This window comes from Streptomyces sp. NRRL S-118, from assembly GCF_000716335.1.
GTDB lineage: Bacteria > Actinomycetota > Actinomycetes > Streptomycetales > Streptomycetaceae > Streptomyces.
Genome location: NZ_KL591011.1, coordinates 147,118 through 170,222 on the forward strand (window position 1 = coordinate 147,118; position 23,105 = coordinate 170,222).

At 73.5% G+C, this 23,105-nt stretch carries 15 protein-coding genes; 4 read left to right on the top strand and 11 right to left on the bottom strand.

Annotation, left to right across the window (positions count from 1 at the left end; genetic code table 11):
• The first annotated feature begins 5 nt into the window (after nt 1-5).
• Entirely contained in the window at nt 6-1,040 is a 1,035-nt protein-coding gene (locus IH00_RS0120375; protein ID WP_031075599.1) for a lytic polysaccharide monooxygenase auxiliary activity family 9 protein, read from the top strand.
• A 71-nt stretch (nt 1,041-1,111) separates the two neighbouring features.
• On the opposite strand, the gene IH00_RS0120380 is transcribed toward IH00_RS0120375, so the two are convergent.
• The 3 genes from IH00_RS0120380 to IH00_RS0120390 all read right to left on the bottom strand — a co-directional run bounded on the left by IH00_RS0120380 (nt 1,112) and on the right by IH00_RS0120390 (nt 6,794).
• A complete protein-coding gene (locus tag IH00_RS0120380) occupies nt 1,112-1,975 on the bottom strand; it encodes an esterase/lipase family protein (RefSeq protein WP_031075600.1) in 864 nt (287 codons plus the stop codon).
• 332 nt (nt 1,976-2,307) lie between these two features.
• Nucleotides 2,308-3,267: a DNA polymerase Y family protein gene (locus IH00_RS0120385; protein ID WP_031075602.1), complete on the bottom strand. Its 960-nt coding sequence runs from the start codon at nt 3,265-3,267 to the stop codon at nt 2,308-2,310.
• Entirely contained in the window at nt 3,264-6,794 is a 3,531-nt protein-coding gene (locus IH00_RS0120390) for a DNA polymerase III subunit alpha (protein WP_031075604.1), read from the bottom strand. Before IH00_RS0120390 ends, IH00_RS0120385 begins: the two co-directional genes overlap by 4 nt.
• Before the next feature lie 141 nt (nt 6,795-6,935).
• Here IH00_RS0120390 and IH00_RS0120395 point away from each other — a divergent pair, with 141 nt between their 5' ends.
• A complete protein-coding gene (locus IH00_RS0120395) occupies nt 6,936-8,009 on the top strand; it encodes a hypothetical protein (RefSeq protein WP_052411520.1) in 1,074 nt (357 codons plus the stop codon).
• A gap of 132 nt (nt 8,010-8,141) precedes the next feature.
• Here the strand turns inward: IH00_RS0120395 and IH00_RS0120400 are convergent, their stop codons facing one another.
• Entirely contained in the window at nt 8,142-9,227 is a 1,086-nt protein-coding gene (locus IH00_RS0120400; RefSeq protein WP_031075608.1) for a S1 family peptidase, read from the bottom strand.
• A 232-nt stretch (nt 9,228-9,459) separates the two neighbouring features.
• Here IH00_RS0120400 and IH00_RS0120405 point away from each other — a divergent pair, with 232 nt between their 5' ends.
• On the top strand, nt 9,460-10,326 hold the full coding sequence (locus IH00_RS0120405; RefSeq protein ID WP_031075610.1) for an alpha/beta fold hydrolase: 867 nt from the start codon (nt 9,460-9,462) through the stop codon (nt 10,324-10,326).
• A 91-nt stretch (nt 10,327-10,417) separates the two neighbouring features.
• Here the strand turns inward: IH00_RS0120405 and fxsT are convergent, their stop codons facing one another.
• From fxsT to fxsA, 4 genes are all read right to left on the bottom strand, one after another.
• Complete coding sequence (fxsT, locus tag IH00_RS0120410) at nt 10,418-14,350, bottom strand: FxSxx-COOH system tetratricopeptide repeat protein (protein ID WP_031075612.1); 3,933 nt, start codon at nt 14,348-14,350, stop codon at nt 10,418-10,420.
• Nucleotides 14,334-15,665, bottom strand: coding sequence for a TIR-like protein FxsC (locus IH00_RS0120415; protein WP_158827868.1), 1,332 nt, complete (start codon nt 15,663-15,665; stop codon nt 14,334-14,336). The genes fxsT and IH00_RS0120415 overlap by 17 nt, the downstream gene beginning before the upstream one ends.
• A 122-nt stretch (nt 15,666-15,787) precedes the next feature.
• A complete protein-coding gene (gene fxsBH / locus IH00_RS0120420) occupies nt 15,788-18,031 on the bottom strand; it encodes a radical SAM/SPASM protein FxsBH, inactivated beta-hydroxylase extension form (RefSeq protein ID WP_199819784.1) in 2,244 nt (747 codons plus the stop codon).
• 30 nt (nt 18,032-18,061) lie between these two features.
• Nucleotides 18,062-18,226 carry an FxSxx-COOH cyclophane-containing RiPP peptide gene (gene fxsA, locus IH00_RS39555; protein WP_234334902.1) on the bottom strand — a complete coding sequence of 55 codons (165 nt, stop codon included), beginning with the start codon at nt 18,224-18,226 and terminating at the stop codon, nt 18,062-18,064.
• A 203-nt stretch (nt 18,227-18,429) separates the two neighbouring features.
• Here fxsA and IH00_RS0120430 point away from each other — a divergent pair, with 203 nt between their 5' ends.
• Entirely contained in the window at nt 18,430-19,359 is a 930-nt protein-coding gene (locus tag IH00_RS0120430) for a DUF4231 domain-containing protein (RefSeq protein ID WP_234334903.1), read from the top strand.
• Between the two features lie 145 nt (nt 19,360-19,504).
• Here the strand turns inward: IH00_RS0120430 and IH00_RS0120435 are convergent, their stop codons facing one another.
• The 3 genes from IH00_RS0120435 to IH00_RS0120445 form a co-directional block, all read right to left on the bottom strand.
• Nucleotides 19,505-19,984 carry a hypothetical protein gene (locus IH00_RS0120435; RefSeq protein ID WP_031075618.1) on the bottom strand — a complete coding sequence of 160 codons (480 nt, stop codon included), beginning with the start codon at nt 19,982-19,984 and terminating at the stop codon, nt 19,505-19,507.
• 118 nt (nt 19,985-20,102) lie between these two features.
• The gene (locus IH00_RS0120440; RefSeq protein ID WP_031075620.1) at nt 20,103-21,005 is read right to left on the bottom strand and encodes a S1 family peptidase; all 903 of its coding nucleotides are present in this window, start codon (nt 21,003-21,005) and stop codon (nt 20,103-20,105) included.
• Nucleotides 21,006-21,760: 755 nt separating this feature from the next.
• Nucleotides 21,761-23,083 carry a DUF5685 family protein gene (locus IH00_RS0120445; RefSeq protein ID WP_031075622.1) on the bottom strand — a complete coding sequence of 441 codons (1,323 nt, stop codon included), beginning with the start codon at nt 23,081-23,083 and terminating at the stop codon, nt 21,761-21,763.
• Nucleotides 23,084-23,105 lie beyond the last annotated feature (22 nt).

Below are 23,105 nucleotides of genomic sequence, written 5' to 3' on the forward strand. Positions count from 1 at the left end.
CCATCATGACCGCTCGCCGCACGGCAGCCGCCGCCGTCGCCCTGGGTATCGCGCCGCTCGCGCTGACCGGACTGGCCGCCGCTCCGGCCGCCGCGCACGGGACGATGACGGACCCCGTCAGCCGGGTGTCCGCCTGTTACGCCGAGGGACCCGAGAGCCCCGACTCGGCGGCCTGCAAGGCGGCGCTGGCGGCCAGCGGCCCGCAGGCGTTCTACGACTGGAACGAGGTCAACATCGCCAACGCCGCGGGCAAGCACCAGCAGTTGATCCCGGACGGCAAGCTGTGCAGTGCGAACCGCGACAAGTACAAGGGGCTCGACCTGCCGCGCGGTGACTGGCCGTCCTCGCCGCTCGCGGCCGGCAAGCACACCTTCCGCTACAAGGCGACCGCGCCGCACAAGGGTTCCTTCGAGCTGTACCTCACGAAGGACGGTTACGACCCGTCCAAGCCGCTGAAGTGGTCGGACCTGGAGGCGAAGCCGTTCGCGAAGGTCACCGACCCGAAGCTGGAGAACGGGGCGTACGTCTTCGACGGTGTCGTCCCGGCGCGGTCCGGCCGCCACCTGGTCTACTCGATCTGGCAGCGCTCCGACTCGCCCGAGGCGTTCTACACCTGCTCCGACGTGGTCTTTGGCAAGGACGACGGGCAGGCGGGCGGCGCCCCCGCGCCGACCGCGTCGGCCCCCAGCGACGAGCAGATCGCGGACGGCGCGGACGAGTCGACGGTGGACCACGGCGGCCACGGCGGTGACGACCACACCGAGCAGCCGTCGCAGGGCGGGGCGGCCGCGGCCGGCCAGGAGGCGGCCGAGCCGCTGCGGGACACGGGCACCACCGGGGCGAACGCGCCCGCGGCGAACGGTGCGGGCACCCCGGCACCCGCCGCGGCGGCGGCCGGTGACAACCTCGCGGAGACCGGTGGCAGCGGCGTGACGCCGTACGTCGCGGCCGGTGGCGCGGCCGTCCTGGCGGCCGGTGCCGCGCTGCTGTTCGGCACGGCGCGCCGCAGGTCCGCCGCGGCGGGGCGGCACGGCCGCTGACGACCGGCGGTGCCGGGGTCCGCGCGGAGGCGGGCCCCGGCATCGTCATGCCGGATGGACGCGGCGGTCCGTCAGCCGACGACCGAGGCGCACGTCGTCGGTGTCGCGTGCGCCGGGTCCAGCGCGTTGACGACCTCGTGGTACGCGACGCGGTCGATCAGCCCGATCGCCACGTGCTCGGAGAGGTCCAGCGGGCACAGGTCCTGCAGCAGCACGTTGCGGACGCCGGGGCCGTCGAGGAACTGCGAGCGGTACGGGGTGACGACCTGGTCGTACCGGGTGGCGATGACGGTGTAGCGCACGCCGGGGACGGTGTCGCCGCCCTCGTTGAGCTTGCGCAGGAACGGTGAGCCGGCCACCTGGTCGGCGAGGGCCGGGGTCTTCTCGCTGATGAGGCCGGCCACGCCGGGGAAGTACGGCAGCAGCTTGGTGAAGCCGAGCAGCGTGGTGCCGTGGTTGTCGGGGGCGAGGCCGACGAGCGCGTTCACCTCGTCGGCGCCGCCGAGGAACTTGAGGTAGTACCGGGGCATCATGCCGCCCTGCGAGTGGCCGACGAGATCGGCCTCGGCGGCGCCGGTCGCGGCGAGGACCTTGTCGACGTACGCGTCGAGCTGTTCGGCCGACTTCTCGATGGGGCCGAGGCCGTGGACCAGCGGCACGCCGGGCAGTTGCCCGTAGTCGAGGGAGAAGACGCAGTAGCCGCGCCTGACCAGGTAGGGCGCCAGGCCGAGCCAGTTGTCCACGGAGTTGGCGAAGGTGCCGTGGACGAGGACGACGGGCCGGGGGTGCGCGGCGGACGGCTTGCAGGACCAGTTGTTCCAGCCGCTGCTGGGGGCGGTGGCATGGGCGGTGCCCACGGGAGCGAGGGTCGCGGCGGCGGCGAGGGCCAGGACGGCGAACGCTCTGAGCGCTCGCCGTACGCGTGAGGGCAGCATCGAGTGGTCTCCCTGCGGCTCGAGGAATGGGTGGGGCGTCGGCGGGACGCCCCGTGGCCCGGACCACTCATGGGGTGGCGCGGCATGGGGGATGGGATTGCCGCGCTCATGTCAAGTTACGTGCGGGTAGCGCGAAGAGGGAAGTTACGTGTCGGTAAAAAGAAGCGGAGCCGCCGGCTCTCCCGGACCCCGCCTCTGGCCCCCGGCTCCCGCGGCCGGACCCCTGCCGAGCCGCCGGCTCTCCCGGACCCCGCCTCTGGCCCCCCGGCTCCCGCGGAGCCCCGGGCTTGTGCGGAGCCCCCGCCCCGCGCCGCCCCCTCCCCCTGTGCCGCCTACGCCGCGAGGGAGCCGGGGCCGATGATGCCCGGGCCGAAGCGGGCGCGGGCCCGGTCCGCCACCGCCTCCAGGCGACGGGCCTTTTCGTCGGCCGGATCGAACGAGAGCTGGTGCGCGGCCTGTTCGGCGGGCATCAGTCCCTCGGCCCGCAGCGCGAGGGCCCGCACCCGGGCGCGCTGGAGGCCGAGCGCCTCGTGCAGCGCGTACGCGGTGGCGGCCAGGTCCACCGAGTGGGCGGTCGGCTCGCGCAGGGCACGGGTCCGGACGGTGGCGGACCGGTCGGCGTACCGCACGGTCAGCGTCAGGGAGCGGCACACCTGCTCCTCGCCCCGCATCCGCGCGCCCAGCTCCCCGGCGAGCGACAGCAGGGCGCGCCGCTGCCGGTCCCGGTCCAGCTCGTCGCGGTCGAAGGCCCGTTCGGCGGCGACCGACCGGGAGGCGGCGTTCGGGACGACGGCCGTACGGTCGACGCCCCGCGCCCGCTCCCACACCTCGCGCCCGGCCCGCGCGCCCAGGATCCGCTGGAGCACGGCGAGCGGTGCGGCGGCGACGCGACCGGCGGAGTCGAGCCCGTACGAGCAGAGCGTCCGCGCGGTGGCGGGGCCGACGCCATGCAGCGCGGCGACCGGCTTGTCACGCAGGAACGCCTCCGGGTCGTCGACCACCAGGGTCCTGCCGGGCGCCGCGTCCCGCGCCGCCATGCGGGCGAGCAGGGGGTTCGGGCCCGCCCCGATGGCGCACTCCACGCCGTACAGGGCGAGCGCCCTGACCCGGATCAGGGCGGCCAGCTCGGCGGGGCCGCGCCCGAAGTACCGTACGGCGCCGCGGACATCGGCGAGCGCTGCGTCCGGCGGGGCCGCCTCGACCACGGGGGTGAACTGGCCGAGCAGGCCCATCAGGTGCGGAAGCAGAGCCTCGTGCATCGGCTCCAGCCGGAATCGTACGTAGAGGATCATCCCGCGCTCCCCTGGCTCTGGTGCCACAGCTTCTTCGGTACCGCCGTTCCCTCACCCGCCGGACGCAGGTCCGCCCAGGGGTTCATCCGGAATCCGGTGGGCATGGTGATCCGGCGTCCGTCGTCCGCCGGAGCCGCCGGCTCGCCGCCCGGTGCCGGCTCGGCCAGCCGCGCCGCCACCGCGTCCAGACCGCCCTCGCGCCGCAGCTCCACCAGTTCGGCGAGGTTCCAGGCGGCCGAGGCGACCACGCTGCAGCTGCGCGGGCCGCGCCGCTGCACCACACCGCGCACCAGCAACAGCCAGGAGTGGAAGACGGTGTGCGCGCACCGCTCGTGGCTGTCGTCGAAGAAGGCCAGGTCGACCAGGCCCGTCCCGTCGTCGAGGGTGGTGAAGATGACGCGCCTGCCGGACCGGATGGGCGGGGTCTGGGTGGCCGCCTTGGCGCCCGCGACCAGGACGGTCTGCCCGTTCCGGGCGGCCCGCAGCGCTTGCGCGGAGACCACGCCGAGCTCCGCCAGGAAGGCGTGGTGGTCGCTCATCAGGTTGCGCGAGGCGTCCATGGACAGCACGCCCAGCTCGGCGCTGAGCCGTTCGGCGTCGTCGAGGTCCGGCAGCCCGATGGGCGCGGACCTCCGGCCGCCCGCGAGCGGGAGCTGGTCGCCGTACGCACCGGATCCGCGCTGCATACGGTGGAGTTCGGCGAGGTGCAGCAGCAGGTCGCGGCGGTTGCCGCCGAACGCGTCGAGCGCGCCGACCTGGGCGAGCCGTTCGGCGACGGGGCGGCTGGGCCTGGCCCGCTCCCAGAAGTCCAGCAGCGAGGCGTACGGCCGGCCGGCCTCGATCCGCGCGGCCTCCGCCTCACTGATGCCGTGGACGTCGGAGAGCGCCAGCCGCAGCCCCCACTTCCCCAGCGAACCGGACACCAGTTCGATCCCGTGTGCGACCCCCGACCGGTTCACGTCCACCGGCAGCACGGGCACCCCGCGCCGCCGCGCGTCCGCCAGCAGAAGCCGCTTGGGGTACATGCCGGGATCGTGGGTGAGCAACCCCGCGTAGAAGGCGGCCGGGTGATGCGCCTTCAGCCACGCGGACTGGTACGTCGGTACGGCGAAGGCGACGGCGTGCGCCTTGCAGAAGCCGTAGCTTCCGAACGCCTCCACGATCTCCCAGGTCCGCGCGACCACGTCGTCCGCGTACCCCTTCGCCTTCGCGTGCCGGGCGAACCAGACCTTGATGCGGGCCTGCGACTCCGGGTCGGACAGCCCGCGCCGTACCGCGTCGGCCTCCTCGCGGCCGCAGCCGGTCATGATGTCGAGGATCTTGATGATCTGCTCGTGGAAGACGACGACCCCGTACGTCTCCTTCAGCGCGTCCTCCAGGTCGCGGTGCGGATAGCGGGCCGGCGCGCGGCCGTGCCGGGCCTCGATGAACGGCCGCACCATGTCGGCCGCCACCGGCCCCGGCCGGAAGAGCGAGATGTCCACGACCAGGTCGTGGAAGGTGGCCGGCTGGAGCCGGCCGACCAGGTCGCGCTGACCCGGCGACTCGATCTGGAAGCAGCCGAGCGTCTCGGCCGACTGGATCAGCCGGTACGTGGCGGGGTCGCCGGGGCGCACCTGCCGTGGATCGTCGAGGTCGACCACGTCGCCGCTCGCGCGCTCGATCTCGGCGACCGCGTGCGCCATCGCCGACTGCATCCGTACGCCGAGGACATCGAGCTTGAGCAGTCCCAGCTCCTCCACGTCGTCCTTGTCGAACTGGGACATCGGGAAGCTCTCGCCGCTGGTCGGCACCACCGGGGTGCGCCGCGGCAGCGAGGCGTCGGAGAGCAGCACCCCGCACGGGTGCATGGCGACGCCGCGCGGCAGCGCGTCCAGCGCCTCGACCAGCTCCCAGAGCTTCCCGTACCGCTCCTTCTCACCGGCGAGCGCGCGCAGCTCGGGCAGTTCGTCCAGCGCCGCGCGGGCGTCCCGGGCGCGGATGTGCGGGAAGGACTTGGCGATACGGTCGATGTCGGCCGGGTCCATGGACAGGGCGGCACCCACGTCCCGCACCGCGTGGCGCACCCGGTACGTCTCGGGCATGGCGACGGCGGCCACCCGCTCGGGGCCGAAGCGGCCGAGGATCGCGCGATACACCTCCAGGCGCCGCGCGGACTCCACGTCGATGTCGATGTCGGGCAGCGCGGGCCGCCGTACGGACAGGAAGCGCTCCATCAGCAGGTCCTGTTCGACGGGGTCGGCGTGGGCGATGCCGAGGAGGTGGTTGACCAGGGACCCCGCGCCGGAGCCGCGCGCGGCGACGCGGATGCCCATGGCCCGGGTGTCGTCGACGACCTGGGCGACGGTGAGGAAGTACGTGGCGAAGCCGAGCCGCTCGATGGTGCGCAGCTCGTCCTCCAGCCGGGCCCAGTACGCCCGCTTCCGGTCGTGGCCGCGCAGCACCATCCCGGCGGCGCAGCGCGAGCGCAGCACCCGCTCGGCGGTGCGCCGGTCCGCGCCGACCAGGTGCGCCTCGGGAAAGTGCACGGTGCCGATGCCCAGGTCGTCCTCGGGGTCGACCCGGCACGCGGCGGCGGTCTCCTCGGTCAGGGCGAGGAGCCGGTGCGCGGTGTCGCGGCGCAGCCCGGCGGCTTCGGCGACCCGCTCGGCGTTCGCCGCCATCGCGGCCGGGTCCTTCAGCCAGCGCTCACCGCTGTCGAGGCCCTTGCGCGGATCGATGGGGACCAGGCGGCGCGCCGCGTCGAGGACGTCGGCGACCGGGCCGAGGCCGGGGTCGGCGTACCGCACGGCGTTGGTGAGCACGGCCCGCACGCCCTGTTCGGCGGCGAAGCCGAGGGTGCGCGCGGCCTGCCGCAGGGAGCCGGGGCCGGTGCCGGTGCGGCCGTGGTGGACGACCTCCAGGCGCAGGCCGGTGCCGTACACCTCGCGCCAGGGGGCGAGGAGCCGGGCGGCGCGGTCGGGCCGGCCGGCCGCGAGGGCGCGGCCGACATCGGAGTCGGGGCCGAGGAGGACGGTCACGTCGTCGCCGTGATTGGCCGCCCAGGGGAGCAGCGGCACGCCGCTCCCGGCGCCGGACGCGGTGCCTCTGCCGGGGCGCGCGCCGGCACCCGTCGCCGCGGTGCCTCCCGGTCCGGGCGCGGCCGCGGTGTCCTCGGCGGCGTGCGCCGCGGTGATCAGCCGGCACAGGGTGGCCCAGCCCTCCCGGGAGCGGGCCAGGTAGAGCGCGCGGGGGGCGGACTCGTCGACGAAGGCGCCGCCACGCACGGGGGTGCGGCGCCGCTCGGCGGGCGCGCCGTCCTCCCGCACCGGGCTGTCGACGGCGAGGTCGACCCCGAAGAGCGGCCGGACGCCCTCCTTGGCGCAGGCCGTGGCGAACCGGACCGCGCCGGCGACGGTGTCGCGGTCGGTCAGGGCGACGGCGTCCATGCCGCGCTCGGCGGCGCGCGCCGCCAGCCGCTCCGGGTGGGACGCCCCGTATCGCAGGGAGAACCCCGAAACGGTGTGCAGATGCGTGAAGCCTGGCACCCGCACCTCCTGGATCAATCCGGTCTCACCTCCCCCACTACCACCATAGACCAAGTTCGAACGTCTGTACGACACGAAGGGGATCCGCCATTCGGACCGTCCCCACCTGCGCGAACGCGACCCGCCCCGGAGCGTGGGGGCATGAGGTTCGCCGACGAGGTCAAGAACGCCGTCACCCCCCGGGCCGCCCTGCTGGTCCTCGGCGTCCTCGCCCTGCAGCTGCTCTTCATCGCCTCCTACGTGGGCGCGCTGCACCACCCGAGACCCACGGACGTCCCCTTCGGCGTGGTGGCTCCCGGCGCGGCCGCCGGCCGGACCGCCGACCAGTTGGCGAAGCTGCCCGGCGACCCGCTCGACCCGCGCGTGGTGCGCGACGCGGCCGGGGCCCGGCGGCAGATCATGCACCGGGAGATCGACGGGGCCCTGCTCGTCGCCCCCCGGGGCACCACCGACACCCTGCTGGTCGCCTCGGGCGGCGGCGCCGCCCTCGCCAACGCCCTGACGACGATCACCACAGAGGCCGAGAAGGCCCGGCAACGCACGGTGCGGACCGTCGACGTGGCCCCGGCCTCGCGCGAGGACTTCAACGGCCTGTCGGCGTTCTACCTCGTCGTGGGATGGTGCGTGGGCGGCTACCTCTGCGCGTCGATCCTGGCGATCAGCGCGGGCTCACGGCCCTCCAGCCCGCAGCGCGCGGTCATCCGGCTCGCCGTCATCGCGCTCTCGGGGATCGCCGGGGGCCTCGGCGGCGCGCTCATCGTCGGCCCGCTGCTCGGTGCCCTGCCCGGCAGCGTGGCCGCGCTGTGGGGCCTGGGCGCCCTGGTGGTCTTCGCGGTGGGCGCGGCCACCCTCGCGCTCCAGGCGCTCACCGGCGTCGTGGGCATCGGCCTGGCGGTGCTGCTGATCGTGATCGCGGGCAACCCGAGCGCCGGCGGCGCCTTCCCCGGCCCGATGCTCCCCGACTTCTGGCGGACGATCGGCCCCGGCCTGCCGCCGGGCGCGGGAACGTGGGCGGCCCGCTCGATCGCGTACTTCAAGGGGAACGCGATCTCCGGCTCGATGCAGGTGCTCGCCATCTGGGGGGTGATCGGCACCGCGCTCACCCTGGTGGCGTCCGCGCTGCACCGGCACGACGGGGCCCGGCAGCCGGAACCCGGACCTGAACCCGTACGGGCACCCGGAGCCGAGCCCGTGAACCCAAAGCCGCATCCGTGAACCCGAACCCGAATCCATGGACCCCAACCTGAATCCGTGGACCCGTGCATCCGTGAACGACAAGGCTCCGGACCGCCACCAAGTCGGCCCGGAGCTGCTTGTGCGGGGCTCGTTCGACGAGCCCGCGGGGGGTCAGCCGATCTGCGCGCCGAAGGCCTCCAGCGCCTCCGGGACCGGCTGGAAGAAGGTCACCCCGCCCGAGGTGCAGTCACCGCTGCCGCCCGAGGTCAGGCCGATGGCGGTGTCACCCGCGAAGAGCGCGCCGCCGCTGTCGCCCGGCTCGGCGCAGACCGTGGTCTGGATCAGGCCCTCGACGACCTGGCCGCTGCCGTAGTTCACGGTGGCGTTGAGACCGGTGACCTCGCCGTCGTGCACCTGGGTGGTCGAGCCGCTGCGGGTCACCTTCATGCCGACGGTCGCCTCGCCCGCCTTGGTGATCTGCTGCGTGCTGCCGTTGTAGAGGTCGACCTCGCTCGGGTGCGCGGTGTCGCCGTCGTACTTGACCAGGGCGAAGTCGTTGCCCGGGAACTGCGAGTCGACCATCGTGCCGATGGCCGCGCCGCCCTGGGTCTCGGACCACTGGCTGTTCGCCTCACCGCAGTGACCGGCGGTGATGAAGTGGGGCTGGCCGTCCTTGACGACGTTGAAGCCCAGCGAGCAGCGCCCGCCGCCGCTGTGGATGGCGTCACCGCCCGCGATGAACGGCCGGAACACCCCGGCGGCGCGCTTGAGTTCCGCCTTCGCGCCCAGGCCCTTCACGACCTGCGTGAGCTTGTCGAGGGACGCCCCGTCGACCGTGCGGTCGGCCGTGACGACCACCTTGTTGGTCACCGGATCGACGGCCCACGACGTGCCCGGCATGGTCGCCCGGGTCTTCAGGGTCTGCCGGGCTCGGGTCAGTTCGGCCAGGCTGTGCTCGACGATTCTCGCCCGGCCACCGGCCTCGCGGACGGCGTCGGCGGCGTTCTCGTCGACGACGTTGACCACGAGCGCGCGCGTCTTCACGTCGTAGTACGCGCCGGCCGCGTCACCGCCGAGCCGTTCCACGAGCGTCGAGGCGAGATTTCCGGCCGCGGTCGCCGACAGCGCCTTCACCTCGGGCGCGGGCTTCTCCTCGCTCGCGCTTGCGGTCTGGAACGTGATACCAGCTCCCAGCAGGGCCACCGCGGCTCCGCCGGCCAGCGCCGCACGCCTTTTGGGTATGCGTCGGTGCTTCAACATCGACCTCCTGTGGGGGCCGTGTCAGGACAAGTGGGGTGCCCTGACACGGAGGATGGGCGTCCACTATCCCGATACCGGTGGGTAGCACACAAGGTCGACTTCAGGACGCGCACGCGACCTTCACTCCACGCCCCCTGCGTGCGCACGCCGGTAAGGCGACAAAGCGACCCCCACGGAACGCCCCTGATGGGTCATCATCGGACGGGGGACGAGCGGAGGAGGCGGGGGCTTGCGACGTCGCGTACGCACGGCGGACGACCGGCATCTGATGGTGGAGCGCCTCGGGGACCCCCGGGGCCGCCCGGTCTTCCTGCTGCACGGGACCCCCGGCAGCAGACTCGGCCCCGCCCCCCGGGGCATGGTCCTCTACCAGCGGGGCATGCAGCTGATCGCCTACGACCGCCCCGGCTACGGCGGCTCCGACCGCTTGCCCGGCCGCAGCGTGGCCGACGTGGTCCAGGACGTGACGGCCATCGCCGACGCGCTCGGCCTGGAGCGGTTCGCGGTGGTGGGCCGCTCCGGCGGCGCGCCCCACGCACTGGCCTGTGCGGCCCTGATCCCCGACCGGGTGACGCGCACCGCCGCACTGGTGACGCTGGCACCGCGGGACGCGGACGGGCTGGACTGGTTCGAGGGCATGGCCGCGTCCAACGTCATCGAGTACACGGCCGCGACGGTCGACCCGGAGGGAGTCGCCGCCCGGCTGACCCCGCGCGCCGACGAGATCCGCAAGGACCCGGTCCGGCTCCTGGACGACCTGCGCCGGGAGCTGACCGCCTCCGACCGGATGGTGGTCTCGGACGCGGGCGTCCGGTCGATGCTGCTGCGCAACTACCAGGAGGCGCTGCGCACCTCCGCGTGGGGCTGGATCGACGACGCGCTGGCCTTCTGCAGCCCGTGGGGCTTCGACCCCGCGGACATCCCCGGCGAAGTGCTGCTCTGGCACGGGGAGCAGGACGTCTTCTCACCGGTCGGCCACTCGCGCTGGCTCGCCCAGCGGATCCCCTGCGTGACGGCCGTCCTGGAACCCGCCGCCGCCCACTTCGACGCGCTGCACGCGCTGCCCCGCGTCCTGACCTGGCTCCTGGAACCCTGAGCTCCCGCAGCACCGGGCCGCGGGGGAGCGACGCCGAGCGGCTGCGCGCCGGCGGTGCGCCGGCGGGGACCCGGGCGGGGCCCCGCCGGTGTCACACCGCCAGCGGCTCCAGGTCCCGGTGGACCCGGCGCTCCTCCCGGGCCAGCCGGGTCAGGGCGTGCTCGTCGCCCAGCAGCCGCGCCAGCGCCTCCGCGGTCTCGGCGCGCAGGTAGGCCGCCTCGTCCTTGCGGCCCAGCGCGCCCAGGGTGACCGACATGTTCGACGCGACGGCCAGCACCTCCGGGTGGTGCCCGCCGAGCACCTCGCGCAGCGCGCCGACCGCCCGCCGCTCGATGCGCAGCGCCTCGTCGAGCTCGCCGAGGTCCGCCTTGGCGTTGGCGAAGTTCACCGTGCAGAACAGCACGTGCGGGTGCCGGTCCCCCAGCACCTCCTCGAGGACCTGGAGCGCGGCCCGCAGCGTCTGCTCGGCCGTCTCGGGCATCCCGCAGCCCCACTGGTAGATGCCGAGGTTGGTGAGGGCGGCGAGGGTGTACGGGTGCCGCTCCCCCGGCACCTTCATGTACTGGTCGACGACCTCCTGGGCCAGTTCCTTGGCCGCCACCGGCTCCCCGGCCGCGTACAGGTCCGCCGCCAGGTTCAGGTCACAGGCCAGCGAGTCGGGGTTGGCCGAGGTGTACTTGGCGCGGTACCGGTTCCGGGTGGCCGTGGTCAGCCGCCGCGCGTCCTCCAGGCGCCCCGCCCTGCGCAGCGACACGGCGAGCGACTTCGCCGCCGCGAGCGTGCCGGGGAACGCCCGCCCGAGGGTGTCCTTGTAGATCTCGTACGTCCGGCTGAGCAGCGTCACGGAGTCGTCGTACCGTCCGACCTCCCGCAGGTCTCGGGCGAGCGAGGTGGCCGAGGAGAGGGTGTACGGGTGCTCGGGCCCGAGGACCTCGGTGCGCCGGTCGAAGACCTCCTGGTCGATCTCGCGGGCACGGGCGTACTGCCCGACCATCCGCAGGTTCAGCGCCAGGTTGTTGGCGGCGGCCAGGGTCCGCGGGTGCGCCTCGTGGAAGATCTGGCTGAAGCCCTCGTGCGCTTCGGTCGCCAGTTCCATCGCCCTGCCGTACTCGCCGAGGGTGCCCAGGTCCATGGCGAGGCCGCTGGTCGTCATGTACGTGTGCGGGTGGGAGGGCCCCAGCACCTCGCGCTGCCGCTCCAGCGTCACCTCGTCGAGCTCCCGCGCCTCCACGTAGCGGCCCTGCGAGCGCAGGATGTTCGACAGGTGGAAGCGGAGGTACAGGTACTGGAGGTCGTCGTTGCCGAGCATCTCCCGCCACGCGTCGCGCAGGTCGCTGCCGAGCGACCACGCGGTCTGCCAGTCGCCGCGCTTCCACAGGTACCGCACCCGGTCGATCAGCAGCCGCCGGGTCTCGGGGTCGCGGCAGAACCGCGCCTCCGACGGCCCGAGGTGCGGCCAGATGGTGGCGAACCGAGGCCAGGTCTCCGGGTTGTCGATCGGTTCGTCGTCGTCCGGCCGGGCGCCGGCGAGGATGCGGTGCACCGCGTGCCGGGCCTCGCGCTGTTCCTCCTCCGACAACTGGGAGCGGATGACCGCCTGCACCAGCCGGTGCACCTGGATGGAGTTGGACACCTGGTCGACCTTGGCCAGTGCGAACCGCCCGATCTCCCGGATCACCCGCCCGAGGACCAGCTTCTCCTGGAGGGAGGCGTCGTACGGCTTGAGCGCCTCGATCATCTGCTTGCTGTACAGCAGGTTGGCGTGGATGGGCTCGGGCGCGAAGAACGCGCACAGCTGGAGCAGCCGCACCGCGGCCGGTGAGCGCTCCTGGAGCCGTTCGATGGAGACGTTCCAGGTGGCGGCGACCGGTTCGGGGTAGCCGGCCGGCTGGTTGAGGGCGAGGGTGCGGGCGGCCGCCTGCTCCAGCTGCTCCAGGTAGGCGGCGACGGGCGTGGCGGTCTCGGCGATCCAGGCAGCCGCCTGCTCCACGGCGAGCGGCAGGTCCCCGACGGCCTCGGCGACCTTGTCGGCGTCCTCGGCGCTCAGTCCCTTGGCGCGGCGCTGGAGGTGCTCGACCGACTCCTCCCGCAGGAACACGTCGACGGGCAGCGCGTCGCCGTACTGCGACCAGGTCTGGTTCCGGGAAGTGACCAGGATGTGGCCGCCGGTGGGGAAGAACCGCTTCAGCGCGTCCGGGTCGTCGGCGTTGTCGAAGACCAGCAGCCAGCGATGGGAGGGCACCCCGCGCCGCAGCAGGTCGATGGCCTCCTGGGAGGCGGCGGCCATGTCCTCGCCGCCCTGCGCGCCGAGCCGCACGGCGAGTTCGGCGAGCGAGGCGATGACGTCGTCGGTCTGCTCCGCGGAGATCCACCAGACCAGGTCGTAGTCGGCCATGAAGCGGTGCACGTACTCCAGCGCCACCTGGGTCTTGCCGACGCCGCCGAGGCCGTACAGCGTCTGCGGCTGCGGCAGGACGACGGCCAGTCCGCCGCCGAGCTGGTCGCGCATCCGCTCCAGGACGACGGAGCGGCCGGTGAAGCCGGGGTTGCGGGGCGGCGCGTTCCAGATCTTCGGCACGGTGCCGGGGAACCTCGGTCCGGGCGGTACGCCCTCGTTGAGCTTGACCGGCCGGTCCAGGGCGCGCAGCAGGGACGTGGTGGCGTTGACCTCGTCGAGCCGGAACAGGTCGACGGGGTTGCGGTCGATGTACGGCGTGGTGAGGCGGACGTCCCCGACGCGCACCGGCAGCAGGTGGCGCCGCCCGCCGCCGGGGTCCTCGGCCGCGGCGCGCTCCCACACCTCCACCGCGCGGGCGGACTTCAGGTACGCGCTGGACAGCAGCACCACGGTGCGGGCGGCGTTCTCGGCGGCCTGGAGGACGTCGGTGCCGGAGACCTCCGGGTCGGCGGAGACGTCGCGGGGCACGACGCGGAAGCCGGCCCGGGTGAGGACGGACTCGATCCAGTCGGCCCACATGCGGTTCTCGGCGACGTACGACAGGAACAGGTCGGCGGGCAGGGCGGGGCGGCGCCGGGTGAAGGCGTCGCGGATCCGCAGCCGCACGTCCTCGCCGATCGAGGGCATGGTGGTGACCTCGCCCTCGGTGACCACGGCGGTGAGCCGCTCGAAGGCGGACAGCAGCGAGTTGGCGATGCCCGCGTCGTCGCCGAAGGTGGCGAGGGTCTCCTCGTACGCGTAGTAGGGCCGGTACGGGATCTCGACGGCGCCCCAGTAGGCGGCGAGCTCCTCCCCCGTGAGGCCGCTCGGGAAGCCGTCGAACTTCAGCCGGGCCAGTGCCCGTCCCGCGTCGGCCTTCTCCTTCTCGCCCTCGTCGATGCGCATCGGTACGGGGAAGATCCGGATGCCGCGGCCGCCGTACCGCTCGTCGATCTGCCGGGCGACGGCGGCGGCACCGTCCAGGGACTGGTCGCTGAGGGTGAAGCAGTCCACCAGCGCGTCGGGCAGGTGCACGGTACAGATGTCGGCGATGTCGCTGAGGCCGGTGCGGCTGTCGATGAGGACGTAGTCGTAGTGGGCCTTCATGTCGTCGCGCAGCGCGTCGAAGAAGTGCCCGCCGCCGAGCCGGTCGTAGAAGTTGTCCCAGTCGAAGGTGGAGACGGTCGCGGAGTACTCGCGGTTCTGCCGGCCGGCCGAGACGAAGTCGAGCGTGCCCCCGTCGGGGAACGCCCAGCCGAGGTTCTCGGGGGTGAGGGAGACGGCGTGCGGCTGGATGCGCGCGTAGTCGCGGTGCCAGTCGTCGGGACGCTGCACGGGGCTGGTGGCGGCCCAGGCGTACTCGGTGATCAGGTCGATGACGCCGGTGGTGGCGCCGAGCGTGGAGGGGTCGAGGAAGGGGTGGAAGAAGCGGTGCAGGCCGGGGGCCTCCAGGTCCCAGTCGACGGCCAGGACCCGCTTGCCGTTCGCGGCGAGTATCCAGGCCGTGTTGGCCAGGGCCATCGTCCGTCCCGTACCACCCTTGTAGGAGTAGAAGGTGACGATGCGTCCGTCACGACTGGCGGTCATCCAAGTCCTCCGCTTCGGGCGCGTGTCCGTGCGTCTCGGGGATGAAGTGCGTGGTCGCGGGGTCGGTCCCCATGGGGCCGCGCAGGCGTGGCCGTTCGGTGTGGCGGCCGCCCGCCGGGGGGTAGACCGCGGCGTGCCGCAGGTACTGCTGGGCGGCCGCTTCCACCACCTGGGGCAGGATCTGGCCGAATGCCTCCATGCTGGGTACGCCGCGGGCGGCGGCGCGGCTGGCCGCCCGGCCCTGGCTCATCTGGACCGGCATGGTCGCCTCGAGCTGCTGCGTGAGCTCGGCGTCGGCGGCGCGGGTCTGGTGGTCCAGCTGGTTGCGCGGGACGACCACGCTGACCCAGGGGCGGTGCTCGGCGTCGAAGGCGGCGAGCCGCTCGCGGCGGTCGTCGTCCTGGAGGGCCCAGCGGTCGACCAGCAGGATCTCGGGGCGGGTGGGCGGCTGCTTGGCGTCCAGCGGCCCGGTGTCGTGGTCGAAGGAGGCGACGGTGGCCTGGTAGTTGAGCGAGCGGACCAGGTCCTGGGCGACGTAGGCGATCGGCCGGGCGGATTCCGGGTGGTACGGGTTCCAGTCCTGCGGCATGTCGCCGTAGTACTCGGGGGCCCGGCCCTCGGGCAGGTCGTGCCGGGTGGGGGCGGCGACGGTGACCTGGATGGGGCGGGGGCCACCGCCGGGCGGGCCGAACGCGCTGGGGGCGAGCCGGTAGTCGACGGGGCGGCCCGGGCCGATGGCGGTGGTGTCGGCGACGGAGACGATGCGTTTGGCGAGTTCGTAGACCGCCCGCTCGTACTCCTCGGCGAATATCCGCAGTTTGATCAGGCCGTAGAGCCCGTCGGTGACGTAGCGGTCGCCGAAGGCCCGGTGGTTGAACTGGAGCCGTTCGGCGGGACCGGGGAGTTGTTCGGGCGGGACGGGGACCCACAGGGCGGGCACGATGGCATCGGCGGGTCTGTTGTGCTTGGCGTGGTGGTAGATCGCGCGCTGGGCGAAGGCGTACCACTCCTTGCCGCACATCTCGCTGGCGAAATAGCGCGGTGAGAAGAGCGGGACGAACACCCGGCAGGTGGCCAGGACGTCGCCCAGCCGTTCCGACCAGCCTTCGCCGGAGCGTATCTCCCGGTCCATGAATCCGGCTTCGGCCCCGGCCGGGAGGTCGGTCATGGCCATCACGTGGCCGCACAGATCGCGGAAGAGCCGCTCGACCCACATGTCGGGATCCGGGCCGCCGGCGCCGTACCTCGGTGTGTGCGCGTAGCTGAGGAAGAAATACGGCCGATGGTCCGCCGCTCGCCGCTGCGGTGACGTCACGCGACCCCCGTCCTGTGTGAACCACTCGCATCAAGGATGGGAAGGATACGAGCGGATCAATCATTCCGGAGCGGATTCGGCTCCGCCCCCATGACGTTCAGTCAATCAACGGTGCTTTTCGGTCATCCCCGGCCCAGCATGGCGGACGGACTTCTGGATCGGCACTGCCGCGATCGGAGCAGTTCCTTGCGCAGCGCGGCGACGAGCACCTTGCCGCTGACGGTGAGCTCGGCGGCGCCTTCCAGCCGGTCCAGGGCCCGCTCGGCCTGATCGGCGTACGGGACGCGCCCCGGTTCGTACGCCGCGAGCCCCGTGCGCTCGTACGCCCCGGCGAGCAGCGCGGAGACCGGGACCGGCGCCTCCTGCCACGGGGCGGGGTGGCTCCAGGCGCCGTCCTGCGCGTAGAGGTCCGTCACGTCGAGCAGCGCTCGCAGCTTGGCGCGCCGGAAGCCGCGCAGCAGGGCCCGCGCCAGCGTGCCGGCGTCGCCGCGCAGCGGCAGGCCGAGCGCGCCGTAGCCGTGCCGTCCGACACCGGGCGCGGTGCCGGTGAGGGGGGTCAGGGTGGTCAGGTGCGCGGCGGCCTCGGCGGCCTGGTCGGGCACGGCGCCGCGCAGCAGCCGCCAGGCGCCGTCCAGCCGTCCGCTCCAGTCGGCGGCGGCGCCGGCGGTGAGCCGCCCGGTGGCGGGGGCCGGGAAGCGGTCGCGGTAGGGGTCGAGGTCGTCCAGCGCGCGGCCGGCGGCGGGGCGGCGCACCGGCCGCCAGCCAGGGCTTTCCTCGCCGAGCCGTTCGACGCGCTGCTCGGCGGAGCCGGTCCGGACGAGGAAGCCGTCCCCGGTCGCCCGGACCTCGGCCGGGCCTCTGGCACCGCCCAGGCTCAGCGCGCCGAGGGTGGGCAGGTGCAGTGTCCCGCCGGCGGGTGCGACGCGGACGGCGGTGTCGACCCGGCCGCGGACGGCGGCGGCGGCGACGTACCGCGACAGCTGGCGGGCCAGGCCGGGGGCCGTGGCGCGGTCCTCGCGCAGGGCGTCGAGGCAGTCGAGGAGCCAGGTGCGCGTGTAGGGGTGGGCCAGCACCTCGTCGAGGCCGTCGGAGCGCCGCTCGACGGCGCCCGCGAGCTCCCAGGCCTCGGCCCACGGTTCGCCGCCGCGTCCGGCGAGCTCGCTGTGCAGCTCGGCGAGCAGGACGCGGGTCAGGTCGTGCTGGTCCGCGGCGAGGGCGGCGGGGTCGGTCACGGCGGGGGAGGCGGTCTGTGCCGCCGTGCGGTCCTCGATGCCGCGGATGAGCGCTTCGAGGTCGGTGCAGTAGACGGACGGGTTGCCGAAGCCGTTGTCGGCGCGGTAGCGGTGGGTGTAGAGGCCTCCCCCGCAGGACCGGACGACGGGGCACCGCCGGCAGGTGTCGCCGACGCCGGCGAGTCCGAGCTGGCGGACGCGGACGCCGGGGTGGGCGGCGACCTCGTCGAGGGAGTGCCGGAACACGTCGAATCCGGTGGCGGCGGCGCCCTCGTAGGCGCTCTTGAGCGAATCGACCTGCTCGAGCGTCCCGTCGGTCTCGACGACGACGAGGTCGGTGGGGGCGAGGCCGAGGGATTCGGTGAGGCTGGGCCCGCCGCTCAGGGTGGACAGCACGGAGTCGAAGAGGCGGACGGGCATGGGCCTGCCCTCGTCGTTCCACCGGTCGAAGACGGCGAGGATCCAGTCGGCGTACGCGGTGGGCGAGCCGTCCGGGCGCGGCGGCGGGTCCTCCCAGGTGGCGTGCGGCAGGAGGAAGTCGATGCGCGGCGGTTCGAGGGCGGCGAGGGCCTCATAGACGGCGACGGGATCGTTGGCCACGTCGATGGTGCACAGCAGGCCCAGGTCGAGGTGGCGGTAGCGGTCCTGGTGCAGGAGGGCGACGGCCCGGAGGACGAGGGGGTGGCTGCTGCGGCCGTCGGCGAAGCGGCGGTGGCGGTCGTTGGCGGCCTTGTCGCCGTCGAGGGAGATGCCGACCCGCACGCCGTACTCGTCGAAGAGGTCGAGGTAGCGGGGGCCGAGCTGGAGGCCGTTGGTGTGGATGCGCAGGTCGAGCGCGGTGCGGGGGGCGAGCGTCCGGGTGAGTTCCTCGCAGACGCGCCGCAGCCGGGCCGGCCCCGCCAGCAGCGGCTCCCCTCCGTGCAGGATCACTGACACGGAGGGCAGGGCATGTTTCTCGGCATGCTCGGCCAGTCGCAGAGCTGTCCGGGAAATCGCCTCGTCAGAGATTGCCCTCGGGCGGGTCCGCCAGCTCTGATCAGCGTGTTCGTACACATAGCAGTGGTCACATGCGAGATCACACCTGCTATGGACTTTCAGGACGATCTCACGGAATGGGACCAGCGGTCCGGTCATTCCGCCAGTTTAAAGCTACTTCCAGCCGCTTCAGAGCGCGGAGTTGAACGTGGCCGAGCGTCCGGTACGGTCACCGGTGGCGGGCAGGACACGGCTGAGCTTCTTGGCGGCGTCCGCGCCGCGTACGTCGATCTCGGCGAGAGGAACGCGATTCTTCTTCGCGGCAGCGAATGTCATGGAGTTCGGAAAGCTCACGGCGGCCGTCCTTGGTGATATGTGGCGTTCTGAGGGGGAACCGCACCGTTGCAGTGTCGGCGGCACGACTTTACTCTCATGCCCACCTACGGCAAATCAGCGCGAGTACGTGAAACAAAAGCGTTGCGCCAGTATTCCCCGACCGTCCCGGAACGAGCCATTCCACCGAAAGAGTGACGACAAAACCGCAGACGGGGGTGCGCATGAGCGGGTATCAGGGTCCGTTGCAGAGCATGGTCTTCCGGAACGAGGACCTGCCCGCACTCTTCCACCGCGCCGACGGCACGGCGATCGCCCGGCAGCGGGAGGCCGTCCGCGACACGCGGCTCCAGCTGCTGCTGCTGGTGCTCGGCGCCTTCCTGGCGGCGATGCCGGGCGGCTGGCGGATCGGCTCCTCCTTCCAACTGGCCGGCGCGCTCAGCGCCTCGGCGTACGCCGGCGTGCTCCTGGTCGGCTCCCGCGCCACCAGGCGCCGTGCGAAGTCGCAGTGGCAACTGAACCGCTCCGCCGCGGAGTTCATCAAATCCATGTGCTGGCGGTACGCGGTCCACGGCGCGCCCTTCGACGCCGACTCCCGCGACCCGGACGGGATCTTCCTCCTCCAGATGGAGGCCGGGCTGGGCGAGCTGCGCAAGGTCGGCTGGGAGGACCCCCGGGAGCAGGGCCACGACCCCGGAGCGCCGCTCATCACCCCGGCCATGCGGATGCTGCGCGACAAACCCTTCCGGGTACGCAAGGAGACGTACGTCAGGGACCGGCTGATCGAGCAGCGCAACTGGTACCACCGGCGTACCGAGGTGTCGCGCCGGGCCACGACCCTGTGGCGGGCGACCACCGCCGTGGTCACCCTCGCCGCGCTGTTCCTGGGTCTGCTGCAGACCTTCTCGGCCGGCGGGTCGGCCGCCCTCGCCGGGCTGCTGTCGGCCACGGCGGCGTGCTGCGTCGCCTGGGGTGAGATCCGCCGCCACCAGCCACTGATCGCGGCGCACAGCCTGGTGGAGGAGGACCTGGCGGCGATGCACACCACGATGGAGACGATGGTGGACGAGGACCGGTGGCCGGGCGCCGTGTACGAGACCGAGCGCATCGTGTCGCCGCAGCACACCGACTGGCTGGTGCAGCACCGCCGTTAGGGGGTGTCCCGTCGATCGGGCCGGATCGGTGAGCGGAGCCGGACACCGCGGACCCGGGCAGGATCGGCGGCGCGCCCCAGGGAGGGTCCGCCGGGCCGGCCTGATCGGCGGAACGCCCCCCGGCACGGCCGCCGGCGGCGCCGCCTCAGCGGCGCTCGACGCCCGCGCGCCAGATGACCGTCACCGGTTTTCCCAGCGCGCGGGCGTAGTGCACGATGTCGCCGGTACCGCCCAGACCGCGCGCCGGGAGGCCGTCCCACACCGCGAGCAGCCGGTCGCAGTGGTCCGCGATGTACGCGCCGGCCGCGTAGTACGCCTCGTCGGTGGAGTGCGCGAACGCCAGCCGGACCTCCCTGGTGGCCCGCTTCCTCAGGCACCGGTAGCGGGCCCGTTCGGCGGCGTCCGCGAAGCCCTCCTCGTAGTCGCCGCTGGGGATGACGGCGGTCAGCTCGGCCCCGCAGGACAGCGCGATGTCCGCGAAGAGCTGGTCCGCGCCGGCGGCGAGGCTGGACAGTGCCTCCAGGGATCCGTCGTGGCTCAGGAACGCCGCGTACATCGACGCCCGGACATGGGCCCGCAGCTCGTCGGGAATGTCCCTGTGGCCGGTCACTCCGATGCGCTTCATCCGCCCCCGCCCCCCTGTGGCCGACCGTTCTCACACCCCCTCAAATGTGGTCGCTCGGGGACAGGACGTCGAGTCCCCGGCCGGTATTCCGGCCGGGGACCCCCACTTCGATGGCCGGTCAGTAGACGCTGACGCGGTACGCGTTCAGCGCCTCGGTCACCGGCTGGAAGAAGGTCGTGCCGCCGGAGGAGCAGTTGCCGCTGCCGCCGGAGGTGAGACCGATGGCGCGGCTGCCGGAGTAGAGCGGGCCGCCGCTGTCGCCGGGCTCGGCGCACACGTTCGTGCGGATCATGCCGTAGACGATGTCGCCACCGCCGTAGTTGACCGTGGCGTTGAGGCCGGTCACGGAGCCGCTGTGGGTGCCCGTGGTGGAGCCGCGGCGGGTGACGGACATGCCGACGGTGGCGTTGGCGGCGCTGGTGATGTCGACGTTGCCGACGGTGCCCGACTTGGTGATGGAGCTGTTGGTGTAGCGGACGATCCCGTAGTCGTTGTTCGGGAAGCTGGAGCCCGAAGTCGAACCGAGGACGGTGGTGCGGCCCGAGTTGGCGTACCAGGTGCCCGCCCCGTCGGTGCAGTGACCGGCGGTCAGGAAGTAGTAGGCGCCCGCGCTGTCCCGGACGTTGAAGCCGAGGGAGCAGCGCCAGCTGCTGGCGTAGACGGCGTCGCCGCCCGAGATGAGCTTGGTGAACTTCCCCGGGGTGCGCTCGATGCGCAGCGCGCCGGCGTGGGTGCCGGCCTCGCGCTTGATCCTGGCGATCTCGTCCCGGGAGACGGTCGAGTCGGCGGTGACCACCAGGGTGTTGCTCCCGGGGTCGACGTGCCAGGCGGTGCCCGGTACGTCGGCCGCAAGGACGGCCGAGCCGGCGGCGGACAGGTCGGCTGCGCTGTAGGTCCGGGGGGAGTCCGCGTTCGCGGCGGGGACCGCGAGGGCGGCGGCGGAAACCAGACCGACGGAGACGGCGAGCAGACGGGTCCGTCTGGCTATGCCGCTGCGGGGGGTGGTGCGCTTGATCCTCACTTCACGTTCCTCCGAGGGAATCGGGGGCCCGCCGTGGGGTGCCGGGCCCGTGAGGCGCAGTCAGGTCTTCCCGAGGCCGGGTTCGCCCTCGGCACCGCGCGGTCCGGGTTCCGGACATGCCGTGATCCTGACAAGCACTGCTTCGGGAGTATTCGTGGCGGGAACTGCAGCGCGCAAGGGTGCCTTTCGGCCGTACCGGGTCAGCGCGTGCACACGTTCCGCTCCTCCGCAGGGACGACCGCGGGAAGGGAGCCGCCGGGGTGCGGGGCGCTCACTCCCGCCGGTGTCCCCCACGCGCACACCGTGCTCCGCCTCGTACGGGACGGTGGATCCCCGGCATGATCCGACGCGGTTCGTACGGAGCGGCCTCGATGCCCGCGAAGGCGCGGGACGCCGGGGCGCACCCGGGGTCGACGTCGCGCGCGTCCCGGAGCCCTTCGCGCCGCGGCACGACCGGGCGCCCGCTCCCCCGCCGCGACGCGCGAGCGCGGGACCGGCGGCCGGCCTGGCACGGGCGGTGCGGGCTCGCCGTCACGGTGATGCAGTCGACGACGTGGTGGTGGCGGCGATGGTGGTGGTGCGGAGCACGTTGCCCCGGTTTCCCGCCAGGTTCCCGCAACGGCCGGGATTCGCCCTTCCGGGTGGCCGGAGAACCGGCAAGTGCCGGTGCGCCGGGCGAGACACCCCCCGCGGCGCCGGGAGGGCGGCGGTGCGCCTGCCGTGCCGGCGTCGCCGACCCCGCCCGGGGCCGCCGGTCAGCAGCCGTCGCAGGGGCAGCAGCAGTCGCAGTTGGGTCCGCATTCGCAGCTGTAGCAGCAGCCTTCGCGCTTCTTGCGGGACCAGGGCCCTTCGTACTCGCTGGCGCAGCAGATCTGGCACGTGCAGAAGAGCCAGGTGAAGGCCGCGCACCCGGCCCAGAAGCCACGGGGCTTGGGCCTGCCCGGCTGACCGCCGCCGGACCCCCCGCCCCCGCCCGGGCCTCCGTGTCCGCCGCCGCCCGGGCCTCCGTGTCCACCGGGGACACCGGCGTGCGGCCCGCCGGGGTGGCCGCCGTACGGGTTCGGCCCGCCGGGGTGGCCGCCGTACGGGTTCTGCCCGTACGGGTTCTGCCCGTACGGGTTCTGCCCGCCGTACGGGTTTGAGGCGCCGTACGGATCGGGCGCGCCGTACGGGCCCTGGCCGCCGCCCTGCTGGGGACCGCCGTATCCCTGGTGCGAGCAGCTGGTCGTGCCGAACGCCCGGTCCACCGACTGGCGCAGCTCGTGCGCCAGCAGCACGTGCAACAGCTTGTCGTCGGCGAACTCCGCGTCCCGCAGCGCCAGCCGGATGCCGTGCAGCGCGTCGTCCGCGAGCCGCCGGGCCTCGGCGAGCGAGGTCCCGGTGGCGGTGAGCGGGTTCCAGGCGCCCGACGCGGCGTCAGTTTCCCGGTCCTCCACGGCGTCCAGCAGGTGGGCGAGCCGTCCGAAGAGCCGCCCCGCCTCCGCCAGCGGCTCGGCGTTCTGCGGCTTGCCGGCCAGCACCGCGGTGTGCGCGAAGGCGGCAGCGGTGGCCGTCTCGGTCGGCTCGGTGACGGTCAGCAGCGGCGTCCCGGGCCCGGCCAGTGCCTCGATCCCGGTCTGCCGGTCCACCGCGTCGACCAGGAGGGCGGTGTCGAAACCCAGCTCACGCCCGGCCCGTGCGCCCGCCCGGTCCCAGCCGCGGGCGACGCGCCGCGCGGCGGCGGCCATCGGGCGGTGCGCCAGCAGCCCGTCCCGGTCGGCGACGTGGTCCCGCACCTTCGCGGAGGCGAGGACCAGTGAGACCGCGGCGGCCAGCCGTGCGCCCTCGCCGCGGGCCACCGGCGCGGTGCGCAGGGCGCGCAGCGGGCAGGGCCCTGCCGTGCGGCGCGCGGCCGGCGTGCGCTCGGTCTGAGCCTCCGTCAGCACCGAGACGATGAGCCCGTCGTAGTTGGTGGCGATGCGGGCGAACTGCCCGTGATCCGCCCGCAGTGCGAGGCAGAGCCCGCAGAGGTGGGCCATCCACTCCGTCTTGAGCCCGTCCGTGAGCCTGTGCGTACAGGGCCTGACGATTCCGAACACGTGCTTCCCCCGCTCCCCCGAG